This is a genomic window from Pseudomonas frederiksbergensis (assembly GCF_003732665.1).
Lineage (GTDB): Bacteria > Pseudomonadota > Gammaproteobacteria > Pseudomonadales > Pseudomonadaceae > Aquipseudomonas > Aquipseudomonas frederiksbergensis_G.
Map to the genome: position 1 here is coordinate 252764 of NZ_MOBP01000005.1, position 18230 is coordinate 270993.

At 51.5% G+C, this 18230-nt stretch carries 17 protein-coding genes and 2 pseudogenes; 14 read left to right on the forward strand and 5 right to left on the reverse strand.

What is annotated here, in order from left to right:
• Positions 1–99: 99 nt before the first annotated feature.
• The 5 genes from BK665_RS08950 (at position 100) to BK665_RS08970 (ending at position 5754) form a co-directional block, all read left to right on the forward strand.
• Positions 100–504, forward strand: a complete 405-nt coding sequence (locus BK665_RS08950) for a hypothetical protein (RefSeq protein ID WP_148053202.1) — start codon at positions 100–102, stop codon at positions 502–504.
• A gap of 311 nt (positions 505–815) precedes the next feature.
• Entirely contained in the window at positions 816–1451 is a 636-nt protein-coding gene (locus BK665_RS08955) for a 3'-5' exonuclease (RefSeq protein WP_123404705.1), read from the forward strand.
• 235 nt (positions 1452–1686) lie between these two features.
• Entirely contained in the window at positions 1687–2997 is a 1311-nt protein-coding gene (locus BK665_RS08960) for a nucleotide-binding domain-containing protein (protein WP_123404707.1), read from the forward strand.
• The gene (locus tag BK665_RS08965; protein WP_123404709.1) at positions 2994–3605 is read left to right on the forward strand and encodes an SLATT domain-containing protein; all 612 of its coding nucleotides are present in this window, start codon (positions 2994–2996) and stop codon (positions 3603–3605) included. The genes BK665_RS08960 and BK665_RS08965 overlap by 4 nt, the downstream gene beginning before the upstream one ends.
• A gap of 178 nt (positions 3606–3783) precedes the next feature.
• The gene (locus BK665_RS08970; protein WP_123404711.1) at positions 3784–5754 is read left to right on the forward strand and encodes a hypothetical protein; all 1971 of its coding nucleotides are present in this window, start codon (positions 3784–3786) and stop codon (positions 5752–5754) included.
• 30 nt (positions 5755–5784) lie between these two features.
• On the opposite strand, the gene BK665_RS08975 is transcribed toward BK665_RS08970, so the two are convergent.
• Both BK665_RS08975 and BK665_RS08980 read right to left on the reverse strand, forming a co-directional pair.
• The gene (locus tag BK665_RS08975) at positions 5785–7497 is read right to left on the reverse strand and encodes a UvrD-helicase domain-containing protein (RefSeq protein WP_123404713.1); all 1713 of its coding nucleotides are present in this window, start codon (positions 7495–7497) and stop codon (positions 5785–5787) included.
• A gap of 464 nt (positions 7498–7961) precedes the next feature.
• Entirely contained in the window at positions 7962–9395 is a 1434-nt protein-coding gene (locus BK665_RS08980; protein WP_259699587.1) for an ATP-dependent nuclease, read from the reverse strand.
• A gap of 279 nt (positions 9396–9674) precedes the next feature.
• On the opposite strand from BK665_RS08980, the gene BK665_RS08985 reads away from it, so the two are divergent.
• Positions 9675–9863: an AbrB/MazE/SpoVT family DNA-binding domain-containing protein gene (locus BK665_RS08985; RefSeq protein ID WP_123404715.1), complete on the forward strand. Its 189-nt coding sequence runs from the start codon at positions 9675–9677 to the stop codon at positions 9861–9863.
• Positions 9864–10143: 280 nt separating this feature from the next.
• Here BK665_RS08985 and BK665_RS08990 read toward each other — a convergent pair.
• A pseudogene (locus BK665_RS08990) lies at positions 10144–10995 on the reverse strand (transposase); the annotation flags it as partial.
• A 104-nt stretch (positions 10996–11099) separates the two neighbouring features.
• Here BK665_RS08990 and istA point away from each other — a divergent pair.
• The 3 genes and pseudogenes from istA to BK665_RS34235 all read left to right on the forward strand — a co-directional run.
• A pseudogene (gene istA / locus BK665_RS08995) lies at positions 11100–11630 on the forward strand (IS21 family transposase); the annotation flags it as partial.
• Between the two features lie 19 nt (positions 11631–11649).
• Positions 11650–12465: an IS21-like element helper ATPase IstB gene (gene istB / locus BK665_RS09000; RefSeq protein WP_123404717.1), complete on the forward strand. Its 816-nt coding sequence runs from the start codon at positions 11650–11652 to the stop codon at positions 12463–12465.
• Complete coding sequence (locus tag BK665_RS34235) at positions 12440–12667, forward strand: hypothetical protein (protein WP_148053203.1); 228 nt, start codon at positions 12440–12442, stop codon at positions 12665–12667. Before istB ends, BK665_RS34235 begins: the two co-directional genes overlap by 26 nt.
• Before the next feature lie 212 nt (positions 12668–12879).
• On the opposite strand, the gene BK665_RS09005 is transcribed toward BK665_RS34235, so the two are convergent.
• Both BK665_RS09005 and BK665_RS34765 read right to left on the reverse strand, forming a co-directional pair.
• The gene (locus BK665_RS09005; RefSeq protein WP_123404719.1) at positions 12880–13872 is read right to left on the reverse strand and encodes a hypothetical protein; all 993 of its coding nucleotides are present in this window, start codon (positions 13870–13872) and stop codon (positions 12880–12882) included.
• Positions 13873–14230: 358 nt separating this feature from the next.
• Positions 14231–14449 carry a hypothetical protein gene (locus BK665_RS34765; RefSeq protein ID WP_123404721.1) on the reverse strand — a complete coding sequence of 73 codons (219 nt, stop codon included), beginning with the start codon at positions 14447–14449 and terminating at the stop codon, positions 14231–14233.
• Between the two features lie 523 nt (positions 14450–14972).
• Between BK665_RS34765 and BK665_RS09015 the strand changes: the two genes are divergently transcribed.
• The 5 genes from BK665_RS09015 to BK665_RS09035 all read left to right on the forward strand — a co-directional run bounded on the left by BK665_RS09015 (position 14973) and on the right by BK665_RS09035 (position 18046).
• A complete protein-coding gene (locus BK665_RS09015; RefSeq protein ID WP_123404723.1) occupies positions 14973–15182 on the forward strand; it encodes a hypothetical protein in 210 nt (69 codons plus the stop codon).
• Between the two features lie 98 nt (positions 15183–15280).
• Positions 15281–15811, forward strand: a complete 531-nt coding sequence (locus tag BK665_RS35325; RefSeq protein ID WP_375538927.1) for a Fic family protein — start codon at positions 15281–15283, stop codon at positions 15809–15811.
• A 240-nt stretch (positions 15812–16051) separates the two neighbouring features.
• Complete coding sequence (locus tag BK665_RS09025) at positions 16052–16663, forward strand: AbiU2 domain-containing protein (protein ID WP_221179248.1); 612 nt, start codon at positions 16052–16054, stop codon at positions 16661–16663.
• A gap of 232 nt (positions 16664–16895) precedes the next feature.
• On the forward strand, positions 16896–17384 hold the full coding sequence (locus BK665_RS09030) for a hypothetical protein (RefSeq protein ID WP_123404727.1): 489 nt from the start codon (positions 16896–16898) through the stop codon (positions 17382–17384).
• Positions 17385–17641: 257 nt separating this feature from the next.
• Positions 17642–18046, forward strand: a complete 405-nt coding sequence (locus BK665_RS09035) for a response regulator (protein ID WP_123404730.1) — start codon at positions 17642–17644, stop codon at positions 18044–18046.
• Positions 18047–18230: the final 184 nt, after the last annotated feature.

Genomic DNA, 18230 nt, shown 5'->3' on the forward strand with positions numbered 1-18230 from the left:
GTCGTAGCATTGATTTGTGCTGTGTCCATGTACAGTGTTTTTCTTGCCGATCTCACCTTTCGGCTCTTAAACTGTTGCCGCAAAGCGAGCCGGCAGTGGGTGAATCTGCTCGATATCACTCGTGCGTACTGTTCTGCAGCATACACAGCAAGTGCTTCTGAGGTCGAAGAGCTACAGCTACAGGCGCAGAGCAATCGCAAAAAGCAGAAGCACAAGGACTTGCAATGCCCCTTCGATCTGCCTGATGCGATGAAGTCAAACGTCGTAGATTTCACCCGTGCAGATCGTAACGAACGTGTGATTGCGATGGTCTTTCAATCCTCGTTGAGCGAGAAAGAACGAGCAGCAGTCAGAGATATGGGTACTCTGGGGATCGACGCGCCTCAGGCAGTCAAATCGCCCCGTCGCACTCCAGTTTCGAATCTGATTGATGAGGAGAAAGCGAGTGCTTTCCTTGAGTATAAGGACAACGTGGCACGTCCCAAGCCGAAACGGCCAACATGACAAGCTGAATGAAACAGGCATGCTTTCAGCTATTCATCCCCAGTGTTTACCGCTTTTTCACTGTGTTAACCATCTTGGTTTACACAGTGAAAATTCGATTTACTGATTATTCTGTGATGAGAGAGTAGGTTGTAGTGATGTCCACTTTCTCCACATACGGTTAAACGAATGGTTCGCGGATAGGTCTACTCAATAATACGGTAGGCGATGAGTCATCGTTTCTATGCCATTCAGCAGCCCTGCGCTTCAAGACCGGGCTAGCCACTCTCTACGCCAACGTGGTGGCGACGTCCTGGTTCCAGGAAGGTCAGATGAAAAGTCTCCCCGATATTCAAGAATTGGAGGCGTTCGAAACATTAATAAAGTCTTTTGATTTTATGCTGTGCATCGACCTTGAGGCGACATGCGACGAGCTCATGGAGTCCGAAAATCCTCGAGCACTGGTCGTCAGCCCAGATGAGATGGAAACGATCGAGATAGGCGTAGCCGTGATTGATCTACGAAGAATGGAAACCGTAGACATGTTTCAGCGCTATGTGCGCCCAGTCCTCCACCCTACACTGACTGACTTCTGTATCAATCTGACATCTATTAGGCAAGCCGATGTGGATGCTGCCCAATCATTCCCAAAGGTAGCAACGGAGTTCACTGCATTCCTTCAGAAATACCCCAACGCAGTGTGGGGATCGTGGGGAGATTACGACGCTGATCAGCTCGCAGCTGACGCTCTGAGAGCCAATTGCACGCCGATACTGTGTGGAGTTCAACATTTGGATATTGAACGAAGCTATCGCGAAATATTTGCATGTCCGTCAATAGGATTGTGGGCTGCCGTCGAAGCACTTGGGCTAAATTGGAGCGGCCAGTACCACCGAGGGATCGATGACGCCAAGAATCTAGCCGACATGGTTGTGCTACTGCTGGCAAGGTCTCGAAAAATCCTATAGATGCGCGCACCCCGGTGCCTATCGAAGTTATCTTGCTCCCGCTATCAACACTCTCCGCTCGATGGGGGAATGCTTCGCCATTTTTTTGCCGTTCGCGCGCAAAGACTGGTCAGTTGTGGCTGCTCTCGTTCTGGGCACAACCAAGTGTCAGGCGATAGACCTTGATGATAGCCGTCGGCTACTATGCCGAGACTCCAACAGAGCGTGATTGGGGAACTGACGAGTAGGGATACCAATGTCAACTGCTACTATTTTCAAGGATTTTGTCTCCAATCTGCGCATCACCAACCACGTGACGATTGAAGATCGTTACTCCGGTGTCACTCGATCGCTCAATAAGTATTTTCGGACGCTGGACTCGACCGCCAATAATCTTCAAGTAGGCTCCTATGGCCGGTGGACAGCCATCAAAGGCGTCTCCGACCTCGATATGTTGTACATCATGCCCAACAGTGCCTGGGACAAGTACGACAAGGAAGGCGGGCAGTCGAAGCTACTCTCAGACACGAAAGTTGCCATCCAAGAAAGGTACTCCACGACCGCGATCACCGTTGACCGTTTGGTGGTTTGCGTTAAGTTCCTGAACTTCAACGTTGAGGTTCAGCCCGTTTTCAAGCAAGACGACGGTAGCTTCAAATACCCTGATACGTACAACGGCGGATCGTGGAAGATCACCAAACCCAAAGATGAAATTAAGGCTACCGGCGAGGTCGATGATGACCAGAATGGAAACTTGCGTCGCCTATGCAAAATGCTACGGGCGTGGAAGAACAAGCACGGTATCGGGATTGGGGGTCTGCTGCTCGACACGTTGGCGCATAATTTCCTCACGCAGACAGACGATTACGCTGACAAAAGTTTCGCCTCCTACGACTGCATGGTCAGGGACTTCTTTCACTACGCGTCAAACCTTCCACAACAAGAACGCTACGCGGCTCTGGGCAGTCGCCAACACGTCAAGGTGAAACAGAAATTTCAAAAACCGGCCAAGCGAGCATATGAGCTATCCCTGAAGGCCATTGAAGCTGCGGGTAAGGAAACTGAGGGTGAGCGTTGGAGGAAGGTATTCGGTCGCGATTTCCCAACAACACGCGCCGCCGCACGTGCTGGTATGGAGGCGCTGGCCGACAATTCCCTTTATGCCTTCAAGGACACCGAAGAGTTTATCGAGGATCTCGCACCTGTCGATGTTCGCTATCCCTTGGTAATCGACTGTGACGTTGAGCAGAAAGGCTTTCGAGAACGGTTGCTGAGTGAGCTAATTTCACTAGGATTGCCCCTCCAAGCGCGCAAGACGCTCAAATTTAAAATCATTCGAAACGACGTTCCAAAGCCGTACACCGTCAAATGGAAGGTGCTCAATATCGGGCAAGAAGCTGAGAAGCGTGATTGCGTCCGCGGCTACATAAAAGGCGACACGGGACATGAGACAATTCAGGAATCCACGAGCTTCAAAGGCGACCACCTGGTTGAATGCTACATCCTGAAGGATGATGTTGTCGTAGCCCGCAGCGAAATAACCGTACCTATTAGTGAAAGCATATGAGCCAGGTGTCTTTACTCAAGAGCATCGCAGAAACGGGCTACAACGTTGGTTTCGGCGGCCGCAAGCATTGGGCAACTTATGACATCGTAGAAAAGATTCCTGGGTTGATTGGATTCATTGGCACTGCCATAGGCATTTTTTCTCTGGTTTATGATTCTTTGTCAGCCAAAAACGTCTCCGCAGCACTGGCAGTGTTGGGAGTTATCGGTATTTATATCTCGGTTTACGATTCAAAAAAATCAGACTATGAAAAAGCTGCTGTGGAGATCACCAAAATTTTCAACGGCCTGCGAGACCTGTACCGAGAGGTTGAAGCTCTCGCGCCAAATGCTGACTTTTCCCTTTACTGGGCGCGCCTGGCGGCATTTGAATCGCAGTACTATGGTGCTTCTATCAGTAAACAAATTCTCTTCAGCGACTGGTACGCTCACTATAAATTCTTTTGGCAGTACCAAATTGACTGGGTAGCAAAACAGAAAAACTTCAGTTTTTGGAGAGATAAGGTACCTCTTACGGGATGGCTAGCTTTATCCGTCCTTATCGTTTTGATCGCTACCTGCTTCGCCTTACACTTTCAATCAGTTAAGAGCTGCTTCGGTATCGCCTGAAACATTTGGATGGACGGGATGCGTACCTTCATTGGTTTTTGGGTCGGTCTAACTGTTACCGAAACATTGTGACCTTGATCAGCTAACGGAAACGCGAGCATGGTGCGTATATCGATGACATATAAAATACCGCGCTGACGGTTTAGATCAGTGTTAGATTATTTAAGAGTTCGCCAATATGATTTTTTTTGACAGTGTACGTAAAAATGAGATATCCCGGCCCAATCAAAAGCGCTTTGACCCAGAACTATGGATAGTAGATCCTGGTTCATCAGAAGACGAACGCACGAAAAATCTGAAATTATCAGGACTTTGGTTCAGTGAGGCGTTCAGCAAAATTCGTGGCCAGCTCGGTTTTGCCTCTGATAAATCGATCAGTAGGAGCGATAAGCTACTTGGCCTCGTGACGCATGCAAACTTGAACGCGATGATGTATCAGGGCGCAGTTGAAGAGCTGAGCAGCAATACGGAAAATTTATCTGACGAAGACGCGAGCAAAAAAATAATCGCTCCCGAGCTATTTGACAATCAAGGTGTCGCTCACTCGATTGATGAAGTTGCTCAAATTGATATCGATGCTCTTCATCTGCCGATACAAGTGGTGTTGAGTGATCGTCACATAAAAACCTCCCTTGACGAGCGAGCAATTGATCTAGTTCGGATTGCGCAAGATTATAGGCTCGGCTCATTTTACAAGTTATTGGAGGAGCATTGGGAGGACTGCCTCTGGAATGACTACCAAGTCGACTTCAGTAAGGGTGTCACTTTTTTTCCCGGAGACGAGTTTTTTGCGAGATGGAAGGTTGTCACTCAATACCGTAGAAACGTTCTGACGCATGCAATGAGCGTTAATCGGCTTATGTCTTTTCATCGTTTATATGAAAAGATGAGTCATCAGGAGCTCGGTATCCCTAGGCCGATCCAGGCCGAGGTAGTTGAAAATTCTACCATCCGCTATACCTTGGCTCCCGAGGGTGTTGTAGATGTTGCTTCAGCAGCCATGTATATGATTCTCGGTGAGGCGTTGGAGCCTTACTATGAACAATATATGTCATTCCGTTCGCCATCGATGGGTGGAGGTATTTTGGATATCATCCGTTGCTGGGCCGTGTTGTACAGCTTGGCACGGATGTTAATGCAATCGCCAATGACTGACTCTGATGCTGAAAGCGCCAACCAGATACTAGTAAGTGTTTGCGCTCGGGTCGTTGATAAAATAGCTTTAGTTTTGGCTGTAAGCGAGTCACTAAATGTATCTGTAAAATTTGCGGGTGATCTTGTCGATTTTTTTGTATTTGATCACGAAAAAAGTGATCAGGAAAAGAATGAGCTGTGGACTCAGCCTTTACTGAGTCTAGATAACGAAAAATTGCTTGTGCTATATACACCTCTTCTATGGGGTACAACTCAGCGGAATGTAAATATTTGGCTAAGACAAATTGGGGTTAACCTGGATGTTAGAGGCTACTCATTTGAGAAGTATCTCAGAAGTTTAATAGAACGGCAAATTGAGAACTCGCCTTTGAAATCATCCGTCAAGTTTTGTAACGGAAATTTCAAGTTTAATTTGCCTGGTGGCGCTGACCTGAAGTATGAAGAAATTGATTTTGTCCTCCTGCTTGGTGGCATATTGCTAGTTGGTGAAATCAAATGTTTTTTACAACCTTCGGACACGTTTGATACTTTCAAACACAGAGAAAAGGTGATTGGGGCGTGTACTCAGTTGCAGAGGAAAGTAAAGAATATTTACCGCTATGAGTCTACATTTCGCGAGCAGTGTAAAACTAAGGGGATTACGTTGCCCTCGAATTTAAAAATACAGCCTTTGGTATTGCTTAATGGTCCTGCACACTGTGGGATACCATATGGAGATACACCAATTGTGGATATCAATATACTAGCGACGTTTCTCGCTGGTATTGTAAGGCAGCAGATAACTTCTACGATTAAAGATGGAGTGGTTTCTGAAAAAATACTTTATCTCTACGGTGGGATAGATGAGGCGGAAATGCGCCTTCGCCAGTATCTTATGAATCCGCCCCAAATCAACTACATCAATGATGCAGTTATTAGAAAAGACGCTACCAGGGCAAATATTCTTGAGTCCATTGAAGATGTTTGCTATAGGTATTTCTATGTAGATCTTTGATGATACCTAACAAGCAAGCGAAGTCGTGAGTCACAGGAAAGGGCAGGGATCACGTTTCGGCGTCAAAACAGTGGTTCGGCGTATCGCCCGTGTTACGCCCACCCGCAGAGCTAAAAGGTCTTGAGAACAGGTCTTTGGATCCTGCGAGGCTTTGGCAATGCGTTGGTACAGGCCGTCGTAGATGATGACCTCGTCGAACTCCTTCCCCTTAGACTTATGAATCGTCATGAGATGGATGCCGCGCCAGTCCTTTTGAGCTGCAGCAAAATGCTCCTGCATCAAGGCACTGCGAACCGCCTCTTCAGCGCCCGTGTACCCACCCTGGACACGCCACAGGGCACCCAAGTTTGTTCGCAGCACCGAGCCACGATGAAAAAGTCGTAGGTAGCGGGCATCCGTTGCTACTTGCCTCAAGGCTTCTGCTGTGGACGATTCCAACCAGCCGCGCAGCTGTAACCAGTCCTCCGAAGGGTCGCCTGATAGTTGCAGCTCTTGCCGCAACTCTGAGATGCGTTGAACCTCACTAACAATCAACTGGCGCTTGGTACCGCGGATCTTTCCCGAGGAGAGGAAGCCGGTAAGAGCGCCCGCCAGGTCGAGTTCGGTCTGTGGAGTAGGCTTGCCTCCTCGACGCCCACGAATGTGCGTGTGAAGTGCGGCGAGCATGCGGCTCGCCATATCGCCAGCCTTGCCTCCCTCCAGCAGAGTGGCGATAACGCCAGCGGCTAGAGCCGGCGGTTCAGCATCCATTGCAACATCGTGATGAAGCTCTGGCAGACCGTCAGCTGAGGAAGAAAGGTAGTCGGAAAATTCGAGCATTAGCCGCTTGGATGGCACCAGGACCGCGATCGATTTGCCTGGTACTTTCTTGAGTCGATCCAGCGCCGAGTACACAGCGGCCTTAGCGCTAAAGTGCAGACTCTTTCCATACATAAAGCCGTAACGCACGATTTTGACCTGCTGATAGTTTTTGCCCTTGTTTGCGCCAGTGAGAAGGTCATTTCCATAGTTCGCGATATCGGTGCCGCTGCTGCGATGGTTCTCACCAGCGAAATCGAATTGGACAGCGCCAAAAATTTCCAGAAAATCACCCAAGCGCCTGGGATCAGCACCTCGAAACTCATAGATCCTCTGTTCTGGGTCGGCCAGCGCAGTGAGGCGACTACGTTTCCCAAGCTGCTTGATTAGCGCCCACTCATCACTGTTAGTGTCCTGGAACTCGTCGAAGATGATGATGGGATAAGTGTCAGAGAAGATAGCGCCCAGCCGATTACTCCGACTAAGCAGTTCGCTGGCTAAGCTTGCGAACAGGTCGAAATGCAAACGGCCCTCCTGCACGAAAAGACGCCGCTTCTCAGCTTCGTGGTGGGCTTTATCGATGTCAGTCAAATGCGCTGCTGCTTCGGGGGGCGGCAGAAGCTGCAAGGTCGGCCTACCATTCAACAAATAGGCATGGCTCCGTAGAATGCTCCATGCGAAGCCGTGGTACGTGCTGACCTCCAGCTGTTTCAGATCCTCACGCGAAATTAGCTCAGAGGCCTTTTCGATGATGCGCGCTACGGTAGGCCTGGCGAAGCTCAAGAAGAGTATCTTCTGGCCGGGCTTGAGTATTCCTGAGCGAATCTCATCACGAGCTTTTACCAACGCGACGTGCGTTTTGCCTGCGCCAGGGCCGCCCAGCGCGAGGGCATGTCCAGTGCAAGCTAGGAAATATCGCTTCTGATCGCTCCACGCTGCGATCATGTCAGTGGCTTGGGCGGGTAAGGTTGAAACTTCCTATAGGCTGCAACCAATGGCGCCGGATCGGCTGCAGCTATGGGCACTTCAGGAAGAAGGAAGACGCCGATTGCCTGGGGAGGAAGTGCTGGCAGCGGCGTAGGAAGAGGTGGTGGTGACGGTGGTTCAATGATGTTCTTGATGGCCGCCAACGTGGTTCTCACGTATTCAGGCATGTCGTTAGCGGTTAAGCAGGAGGTGAGCAGGTCGCCGGCGTCCCCACCACCCTTAGCCCAACTGAAATAGCTAGACAGAGCCACCTGTAGATTCGCTAATGTCATTGCGGCTGTTGGCGTCCATGGCGCGAGATGCTGCGGCCAATCGCCAGCAGCAACTACAACAGCGGCATAGCTTCGGAGTGCGGCCTCCGATGCCCCCTGCAGAACCAGGTCTTCGAAGCCTGTGCTCGCAGACTCATAAGGGTAATCGACTCAGGCCTTGATGGCTGCGAGTGCCTCCGGAGACTGCTTGTCGAACACAGCGAACACGACCTTGCCGAGTGATCGGAGGAATTCACCCAGCGGGGCGACATTGGTCTCGCCGCGAGCGTCGACAATGGCTACACCGAGGTTTTCGAGCGATTTGAATCGTGTAGGATCCAGCTCTCCAAGCCGGCGGGCCGCGGCTGGTAGTGCGTCGAACTCCGTACGCCCCTCAAGCACAAGTACGTAGCGGGCCAGTAGGGCTTCGCAGAATCGAGTTCTAAATTCGGTGCGATAAGCCTTAGGCTTGACTGCTGGTGGGTATGTAGCAGGGATTCCGGTCATAACACCGGCCGTTCGCTTGAGAACCACTACCTGGGCAGGCTCGAACTCCTCCAGCACGTAAGGTGAGTGAGAGGTGAAGATGGCCTGTGCCGACTTCTGGCGCAGCGAATTGATGATTCGTTTCTGCGTGTGCGGCGGAAGTGCTATCTCTGGCTCTTCCATCGCGAAGATCACGCTTTGCTTGAGTTCGGCAATGATGGACAGCAGAGCCAATACCAGCGTGTTAATCGTGCCAGTGCCTTGATGCTGATATGGGGCGGAGTAGATGGTGCCATCCGACCTCTTCGCTCCAGTGCCCATGAAGACAGTCAGGGTTCGGCGGAGCATGTCGCGGGTGAGGTCCGAAACCCGCATGTGGGGTTGCTCTGCCCAGTCGGATGGAACGTAGTGCCGTACTGCATCCTGGACTGCGAGAAGCAACTCGCCGATGTCCTCGGTCTCTCCAACCGGCAGTGCCCTCAACTGGTCGAGCAGGTCTTCCCACATTGTCAGTCGTGTCTCCTTCAGCCGAAGGATCACGTCCAACAAAGAGCCTCGCTCCAGGCTGAGTGCGCGAGCGCCGGTTCGCAGCGTACGCAGATAAAGAAAACCGCATTTTCGCTTGTCGGGCGCAGAGAAGCGCAAGTAGGAGCCATCCGGCATCTCGGGAGTTGCGTAGTAAGTATCTCCAGCAAAGTCATCCTCTTCTACGTCATACCAGCCGTTGAAGAAGACGCGCAATGCCGCACTAACATGTGGGGCGTCTGTTCCCTCTGGAGGTGCCCCTACAAGCAATGTCTTAGCCAGCGAGTCCCACCATTCGATGTGGTCGCGGAAATGTCGCTGCTGCTCATCGGAAAGATCAGCGACGATGACCTCGACCTGAATCGGGACCACCTCATTCTTGGCTGGGTCTACATATGTACCGGCATAAAAATCGTGCTCGTCAATTACAGGACGGCGACTCAGGCGCTCTGGGCCAAGTACCAGATCCACCGCTTCCAGCAAAGTGGACTTACCAGCATTGTTGTCACCGATAAAAGCGGTGTGTCCATTGAGGTGGACCTCTCCGTAGGCGATGCCTCTAAAGTTCCGGACGCGAACACGCACAAGATGCACTTCGACCCTCCTTATCTAGCGGTAATCAAGATCCCAGCTCTAGTGCCATGGTAGGTGGGATTCGAATGTATCGCTACTAAAGGGCTCGGTCGGGCCGAGTCCCGCACTGCGCGCGCGCAACCAAGGGCCGCTATTGGCCGACGGCTGCCCGTCACGACAGACAGAAAATCGACCAGAAGTAGTCCTCAGCGGTCAGCATCAAGCTTCACGCTTCAACTTGCGAAGACATTAGCGAGCATAATGAACCGTTCCCGCCAAGACCAAAGTGTGAGTGACATCATGATCGAAGCCCAACGCTGGACAGTGAAATGCCAAGATCCTGCGGATGGAAGTGGCGACGTCGTCATTGATTTGCCGCCTGAGCTACTCGTCAGTTTAGGACTGAGCATCGGTGACATGTTGACGATTGAAGTGATCGACGGCGCGATAGTTCTGACACCGAAATCGAGCGACTCAGCTACACCCTGAGTCGGACCCGTGCGCTCCACCTAATCATCAATTGGGCTTAAGTGAACGGCACATCTTAGCGGCGGTGATTGGGCATTTGCCGCCCCAGACCGTCAGCTTTGGGTCCAGGCTGTGTGAAAACGCACTGAACACATCGAAAGTTGAGAACTACGGGCGTTGTCTGCGAAACCAGCAGACGGAAGCGCGAATTGCCCTAGTCAGCTACATAGACGTTCGTAATGCCGTTTGGACCGCGTCAGCGGCCCAAACGCCTACTAACGGGCGAGCCAAGCGGCTGGATTCACGCCCTGATCGCCTCAAGCAGTCCTGCGATGCCGAAGATGCTCATCATTCGTTTGAGGTTGTAGGCGAGCACATGAAGGCTTATCTCAGTACTTACCCGCGGTAGTGTTTTGGTCAGGAAGTGGGTGGCTCCCATCCAATATTTGAGCGTTCCAAAAGGATGCTCAACAGTCTGGCGGCGAACCTTCATCTTCCCCGGGTCATGCTCCAATCGAACCTGCATCGCATCAACTACCGCTTCATGTTCCCAGCGCTTAACCCGACGTTCCTTACCCGTCGTGCATTGCTTTTGCATTGAGCAGGACTGGCAGCCCAAGAAGTAATAACAATGCAATAACATGCCGTCTTCCGTCGACGAATGTCGCCTGGTTAGTAACTGCCCCGCAGGGCATCGATACTCGTCCGACGCCGCAAGATAGATGAAATCCTGCTTGCCGAATCTGCCTTCCGCTTTGCTGCCAGATGTGAGGGGTTTCGGTACGAAGGTAGTGATGCCTGCTTGCTCGCAAGCAAGGATTTCCAGACCTTTGTAATAGCCTCGATCAGCCACCACCGTTAGCGATTCAGCTCCAATTTCTTCACGCGCTTGGTTCGCCATATTGCTCAGATGCCCGCGATCATTGCCAATGTTGGTCACCTCATGGGCAATGATCAAATGGTGTTTGTCATCGACAGCGGTTTGCACGTTGTAGCCAACCGTCCCGGTGCCTCGACCGCTCGTGGCCATTGAGCGTGCATCTGGGTCTGTGAGGGAAATCTGCTGGTCTGGACTTTCGTGGAGCTGTGCCTCGACTTCCTTGAGTTTCTGCATCTGCTTTTTCAGTGTTTCTATCTTTTCTTGTTGCCGCTGACCGAAAACTGACCCAGTAAAGGCTGTTCTGCCGACTGAAAACTGACCCAGGTGTTCAACTGCTTCTGCTCACTTTTCGAGCAGGAGAACACAGGGTGATCAGCATGGAAATGTTGGGAAAAATCCGGCGGATGTACTTCCGCGACAAACTCTCGCTGCACCAGATAGCCAAGCGTACCGGGCTGTCGAGAAACACCATCCGAAAATGGGTCAGAGCGCCCGAAGCTACTCAACCGGCGTACCAGCGGTGCGCAGCCTTCAACAAACTCAGTCCGTTTCACCAGGCGCTGGAGCAGGCGCTTAAGGCCGATTCGTTCCGGGCAAAGCACAACCGCAGGAGCGCCAAAGCACTCTTCGAGCAGATCAAAGCCCAGGGTTACGACGGCGGCTACAGCCAGCTCACCGCCTTCATCCGCGCGTGGCGCGGCGAGCAAGGCAAGTCTTTACGGGCCTTCGTACCGCTGACCTTTACACTTGGCGAGGCTTTTCAATTCGACTGGAGCGAAGAAGGACTGCTGATCGGCGGCCTGTTCCGACGCATCCAGGTCTCCCACATGAAGCTGTGCGCCAGTCGCGCGTTCTGGTTGGTTGCGTATCCCAGCCAAGGCCACGAGATGCTGTTCGATGCCCATACCACCGATGAGGAGACTCGCAATGCGTGATCTTAAGGCGGAACTCAAAGAACTGCGTCTGCATGGCATGGCCAGCGCCTGGGAAGAACTGGCCTCGCAAGGCGAAGCCTCAACGACCTCGTCGAAATGGCTGCTTGAGTATCTGCTTCAACAAGAACATGCGGATCGAGCGGTGCGCTCAGTGAACCACCAGATGAACATGGCCAAACTGCCCATGCATCGTGATTTGGCAGGCTTCGACTTCAGCGCTTCTAGCGCAGACGCCCGTCTGGTCAGGGATCTGTCCAGCCTGGAGTTCACCGATACCGCGCAGAATGTGGTGTTCATCGGCGGGCCTGGAACCGGCAAAACACACCTGGCCACCGCCCTGGCCGTGTCCGGGATTACAACGCATCACAAACGCGTGCGCTTCTACTCCACGGTGGATCTGGTCAATTTGCTGGAGCGCGAAAAGTACGAGGGTAAGGCAGGTCGAATCGCTCAAGGGCTGCTACGGACAGACCTGGTGATACTCGATGAGCTGGGGTATTTGCCCTTCAGCCAGAGCGGCGGCGCGCTGTTATTTCACCTGCTGTCCAAGCTGTACGAACACACCAGCGTAGTGATCACCACCAACCTCAGCTTCTCGGAATGGTCGAGTGTGTTCGGTGACGCCAAGATGACCACGGCGTTGCTGGATCGGTTGACACACCATTGCCACATAGTCGAAACGGGCAACGAGTCCTACCGCCTGCAACACAGCAGCCTGGTCGCGCAGACAAAGATCAAATCACGTGAACGAAAGCGCAAGGACGAAGATGGTATCGAGGACGATGAACCGTTTTGTTCTGCTTCATAAACACCCTGCCGCATGCCTTTATGCGGTGGGGCTTGATGACCGTTCAACCGGGACACTGCTGCTAAGCTTATTCACAATTGCTGGGACAAAAAAACAGCAATCCGCCCTGGGTCAATTTTCAATCGGCAGGGTGGGTCAGTTTTCAATCAGCGCCGACAAGTTGGTCGCTGGTTGTCATGGCTGGCTGCTTCACGGCGGTTAACGAACGCCACGCACCGTGACTGATCCACTTATACTCACTCAGCGTGGAGGACAAGCCGTTCACGAAGCATCGCAGTCGACCCAAATCAACCGTTGGTCCAAGGTAAAATTCAACCAGTTGCTGACATTCGATCCTTCGCCGGTTCAATGGCAGTTGTTGAGATAAACTTGCTGTCCACACCAACTGTCCTAGCTGAGTACCAAGCTGATCGTTCAGCTATTCTGCTTCGCGGGTGTAATATCGACCACCCCGCTGCCAAGTTCCCCGTTAGCAAGTCTACTGATTTGAATTGTGATTTTTGATAAAAACTTACTTTTTGTTGCCATCCAATTCAATAGCGCTATCTTTTCCTCACCGCCGGGAATGTTGTCATCTCCGGTTTTGTGAGACTTGAGAAGATCCTGAACAACGCCTGCAGCAAAATCTGGAATACTCAGCAGGTCATCTAAGTGGGATTTTCCATCGAATGACTTGCCAAACCCAACAAGATCAAATTTATGTTTAGAATACATACCAAGCGTCCGGAGAAATATTTGCTGTGTGTCTGCAAAACCTCTATCTCTGGCGTTTTCGTTAATAGCATCGTTATCACAATACCAAAGCAGGCGTTGGTTCTCCCTCGTAGTTAGAGCGGCAAACAATGCAATCGAGTGACAAACGCGCAGAACCTTCTCTCCAGCAGCCCCTTTCCATTTACCCAAACCCATGGTGGAAAGTTCTTTCTCAATGAACGGATGCGCCTCCTTCTTTGAAACACCAAATACTGTGTCGATCTGCTTGTCGATGGCGATAGTAATAACCGCGCCGTGGATGAAGTTGTCCACTATACGAAGAAACTCCGGCAAGGCCCGGCTCCTTGGTCCATAGCCCAAGTCTTTGAATGCAAACTCGCTGTAGGGTTTGAGCAAGCCATGTTTTTTTCTTAGCTCTTCAATCTGCTCCATGAACGGACCGACCTTGTTGTAAGCCAAGATCAGAAACGAATAGGTGTTGAAGTGCGCGCCCGGATGCTCACCACCGAAGTCCGACATCACTGCGATTTTTTCGTCATCAGAAAAATCCGGCAGCTCCTTGAGCTGACCGACAGCGACAGCAAGCAGTTGTGAAAAGTACGGGTATTCCGCTGTAATAGCTGACAAATCGAAGGGAGCGTTCTTTCTGATCTTTTGTTTGAGTGGTGCGTCGACGATTTTCGATCTTGCCATAATGGCAGGCTCCGCCTGAAGATTCTGTGCTCATCTGAGCGAGGCCGGTGAACAGGGCTTTCCTATGGAATGCTTTAACTGGACGCAATACCTGCGTCGTATCTGACTGAAGCGAATGACTGCGTTGTCACCGATGACGAGACCGAGATGGTGGCAAAGCCAGCTTCAGCATGTTGGTGGAGCAGTCGTCTAAGCATCTCCGTGCACGTGAAATGTAACCTTCCTAATCCCATCAGTCGACCGACCGCTTCTGGCCGTTTTCTGCCCGTCGCGAGAGGCAGAAAGCGACCCATAGCTGCCAGTCATTTGTGTCTACAGAGTCAGGGCAATTCAATCAGAGGGCAGCTCACTGAGCATTCTATGACTGGCGTATCCTCATAATGGAATCTGTGATGACTTGAGCATTTGTATCCAGCGTTTCCATGGCCGACATTGCATTAGCGGCGACACTGCCTACCCCATTTTCTGAGAGCCACTTGGTTATTTCTTCTATCGCTGCACCTAGGGCGTGCTGGTTGTGAAGGAGCAATGTCAGAGCGTCCGCAGTGGCAATCTTGCGGTCTGAGTTATCTGGCATGACGGTCGTCCTAGAGGAATGATGCCGGAAGCCTAGCTCATGTCGCCGTTAGCTGAGGCTGGGTGGGATAACTGCACAGATCTGCCCAACTGTTTTCATTCGACCTGACCCGTCCAAGGGACCTGATTTGAGCATCATGTTCCCTGGTTATGAGCTGCAGAAGACGGCCAATACCTGACGGTGGACGGACGAGGGGCGAATGGGTAGCGTCGACCCGGCTAAAGCCTGCCCTTAAATGTCTACAAAGAGTTGTGCGGTGGCCTGTTCCCTAAGGGAGCGATGCAGGCCCTTGTCGTTTCTCATCGGGGGTACAGATTCGACGGTAGGTACTAAACGCACAGAGGGAAAGCGTGAGAACAGGCTACAATCAGGGGCACCGACTATTCAGCCCCCACGCGTCGGTGCCTGGAGCCGGGAACGTAAATTTTCTTGCGCTCTTCATCAGCGGGATCGATAAATAAAGAGGACACCTGGCGTGCTCCGGTGTCGAAGGTATAGGTCAATCAGCGCAAAGGAGGTCAACATGGCAAAGAATTTCTTGGATTTGAATACGAGTCCAGATCTGTTGCTTGCGCTCAAAGGGGCCTCGCAACATAAACAGACGGCCGAGGAAGTATTGGAGCAGCGTGTATCGTTCGTTTACGGGTCAGTGGGCTCAAAGAACGGCGTTACGCGCGAACAGGTTCGCAAGCTGATCCTTGAGCAGGAAGGAGTCCAAGGGGCGAAACGTTGATCCTCTTCGAACTGTGTGGTGGAACCGAACAAGATCCAGTCTACCAAGAACTGGAAGTCTCCAATGGCAATCGGCAGTACGACTTCTTGAGGTCCATAGTGGGTGCCGCATTGGCTACGCAGCGCCCTTTCCTATCGACTCACATCATCAAGGCACTGAACTTTCATGCGATTACTTGCCTGCATACGAATGCTGGCGAGTACCGCCCTTGCCAAGTCTACGTAGGCAAACATACGCCCCCAGACCACTACCGTGTCGAGGCGCTCATGGATGACCTTGTGAACATGGTGAACAGAAACTGGGAGCAATCCGACCCAGTGGCCCTGTCGGCATACGTACTCTGGCGACTGAACCACATTCACCCGTTCATCAACGGCAATGGTCGAACGGCTAGGGCCGCCTGTTATTTTGTACTGTGTGTGAAGTCCGGTAGCTGGCTACCAGGGACTACGATCCTTCCTGAGCTGATTTGTCGCGACCGGGATGAATACGTTGTTGCACTCCAGCGTGTAGACGAGTCTCTGACCCAAGGTCCGTTTGATCTAAGCCCACTGCATGAGCTGTTGTCCAAGCTCATCACCGAGCAACTCAGTACACAACACCCCCCCGCTGAGAACCCTCAGGATTAACCTCCGTAATGCCTGTGTCGTTTCGAGTCAGAATCACTCTGGGGATATGGCTATTGTCAGCTTAAGGTCGTTTTCAACCTTCAGTGACAGGCAGCAATCGGCCAAAAGCGGACTCTCTGGTCGCGATATTGCGTTCATCCAAGAGGCCCCAGGCTGGCGCATCTACGATGGATGACTATTCAGTAGCATTGCTACGCTAGCAATAGGTCTATCTTGTACCGAACATCTAGGAGAGTAGGAGTGGAAACGGACAACATAAGCGCGATGCGTGACGAATATGTCGGCTCCATGGGGGGTGAGCTGGGGCCGGTTTTCTTCGCAGTGCATCACGAAGTAATTGAACTTGGTATTGTTTGGCAGCAATACGTGCACCTATACGGGACTAGTGCTGAAAATATCAATGTTCTAAACCAGACCGCCAGCTTGTTTTTTAGGGTGATACAGGATGAGTTGTGGGATAGCGTTCTGCTTCGAATAGCGGCTTTGACTGATCCTGCGACAATGAGGGGGAAGAAAAATATAACTTTGCGCGCATTGCCCGCGTTGGTCTTAGATCCAATTATGCGAGGTGAAATCCAAAGCTTATGCGACCTGGCCCTTGCTGAAACGGAGTACGCTCGAGAGCATCGGAACAAGCGAATTGCCCACAACGATCATGACTATCACATAGTTAAAGGCGCGGTTCATCTGAGCGGTATCAGCAGAGTGAAGATTGAGGAAATGCTCACTGCTATTCGTAATGTTCTCAGATATGTGCAGCACAAAACCCGCGCCGTTGACTTCCTTTACGATCGATTCATTGATGAAAGCGGTGCCGCATTGCTGCTCAGGAAGCTGAGAAAAGTTGATTGAAAGCTTTCAAGCAGCGACCGGAGAGCCGCTCCAAGATGACCGCCTGCTTTTGACCGATAGAAGTCTGTTGTGACCGGCAGAGATCGGCCACAAGCGGACGACAGAGGGAAGAAATCATCTCTTTTGGGTGCAGTAATTGGTAAGGAGCCTCCGAATTACCATGAGGCCGAATCCCCCCACTGGCCCCCGCACAAAGACGTGCGGGTCGCAGAATCAAAACTGAGTCCTTATTATGAAGAAAATGAGTCTTCCTCCTCTAGTACGTGATATCCGAGATGGCAATGTCACTTGGAAGCGCCTCGATAACTTGAATTACGAGCTACTTGGTTACTTTTTGTCCTGCCACCTCATCATTGAGCACTACCTTGATGAGTACCTGAAGACTCGTTACCCAGAACTGGATTGGGATGCATCCAGGCAGACGTTTGGGCAAAAAGTCTCGCTTCTTGCTACAGATAATTATCCGGAGAAATACAACTCCATTCCCGCAATCAAGCACCTGAATAGCCTTCGGAATAAGCTCAGTCACAATATCGACTTCAAGATCGGTAGCGTGGACTTGCTTCCGCTCTCTCACTACCTGAAGAAGTGCTGCGGGCCAGAATTCGAGGACCCAACCGAGCCAAAAGAAATTCTAGATCTCTTTACTTCAATGGTATGCGTTTGGTTTGCTTCCGGAATAAGCTCTGCTGCAAGGCAAACGCGGCATACTAGGGGCTGAGTTCAATTTTGGTATGGCTAGCTTTCGGGTAGGCTGCCTCATCCATTGCACTCAGGCGCCTCATGCAACCGACCGCTTCGGGACAGTTTTTGCCGGTCTCAACGGGCAAAGACCGGCCAGAAGCGGCCCGTCAGCGCCGGTAAAATCTACTTTCTCCCCGGGCTCTTCCTAGATCACCCTTCAACCGCCACTACGCTTAAAAAACTCTTACACTCTACCTACAGAGTCAGCGGTAGCCCGCATAAGGAAAAACCAGCGTGAGCTTTGATCGGAAAGATGGGCAGTCTGTACATGGGCGCGTAATCGTTATCGAGGACGAACCGGTTGTCAGGATGCTTTTAGAGGAATCGTTGGCGGAGCGTGGATATGCATCTGCGGGTTTCGACAATGCCGTTCAGGCGCTGAGCTACCTTGTACATATTGAAGGCGATTGCGCCTTCATCATCGCGGATCAAGGTTTGCCTGGAGGGATGCGAGGCACCGAATTTATACGCATGGCGAACGAACGGTGGCCTTCCATTCCTTCGATACTCGTCTCTGGCTATTTTGTGGACGAGCAGCTGATCCCTCTTTCAACGATTTTTCTAAAGAAGCCATACACGCTGGCTCAATTGGAAAGCACCATCGCGACCGCAACCCGCTTTCGACCGAGGCAGTCGTAAACGGGCGACCGTCTATACTTAGCGTTTGGAACGGCGTTCAACATGATTAGAGAGATAGTTCTTATCCTGCTTTTTTCAATAAGCGTTTTGTGTCTTCTCATCGCCGCCGTGGGTGTGTCGCTCACGTAGACACAAGGCATTCCAGCACTCCATCACACTGGTATTGCTTGGTCTGAATAGATCA

Excerpts from the sequence above, each read along its gene's own strand:
- BK665_RS08955 (WP_123404705.1), top strand. The coding sequence starts at position 816 with ATGAAAAGTCTCCCCGATATTCAAGAATTGGAGGCGTTCGAAACATTA.
- BK665_RS08960 (WP_123404707.1), top strand. The coding sequence starts at position 1,687 with ATGTCAACTGCTACTATTTTCAAGGATTTTGTCTCCAATCTGCGCATC.
- BK665_RS08965 (WP_123404709.1), top strand. The coding sequence starts at position 2,994 with ATGAGCCAGGTGTCTTTACTCAAGAGCATCGCAGAAACGGGCTACAAC.
- BK665_RS08970 (WP_123404711.1), top strand. The coding sequence starts at position 3,784 with ATGATTTTTTTTGACAGTGTACGTAAAAATGAGATATCCCGGCCCAAT.
- BK665_RS08975 (WP_123404713.1), bottom strand. The coding sequence starts at position 7,497 with ATGATCGCAGCGTGGAGCGATCAGAAGCGATATTTCCTAGCTTGCACT.
- BK665_RS08985 (WP_123404715.1), top strand. The coding sequence starts at position 9,675 with ATGATCGAAGCCCAACGCTGGACAGTGAAATGCCAAGATCCTGCGGAT.
- istB (WP_123404717.1), top strand. The coding sequence starts at position 11,650 with ATGCGTGATCTTAAGGCGGAACTCAAAGAACTGCGTCTGCATGGCATG.
- BK665_RS34235 (WP_148053203.1), top strand. The coding sequence starts at position 12,440 with ATGAACCGTTTTGTTCTGCTTCATAAACACCCTGCCGCATGCCTTTAT.
- BK665_RS09005 (WP_123404719.1), bottom strand. The coding sequence starts at position 13,872 with ATGGCAAGATCGAAAATCGTCGACGCACCACTCAAACAAAAGATCAGA.
- BK665_RS34765 (WP_123404721.1), bottom strand. The coding sequence starts at position 14,449 with ATGCCAGATAACTCAGACCGCAAGATTGCCACTGCGGACGCTCTGACA.
- BK665_RS09015 (WP_123404723.1), top strand. The coding sequence starts at position 14,973 with ATGGCAAAGAATTTCTTGGATTTGAATACGAGTCCAGATCTGTTGCTT.
- BK665_RS09030 (WP_123404727.1), top strand. The coding sequence starts at position 16,896 with ATGAAGAAAATGAGTCTTCCTCCTCTAGTACGTGATATCCGAGATGGC.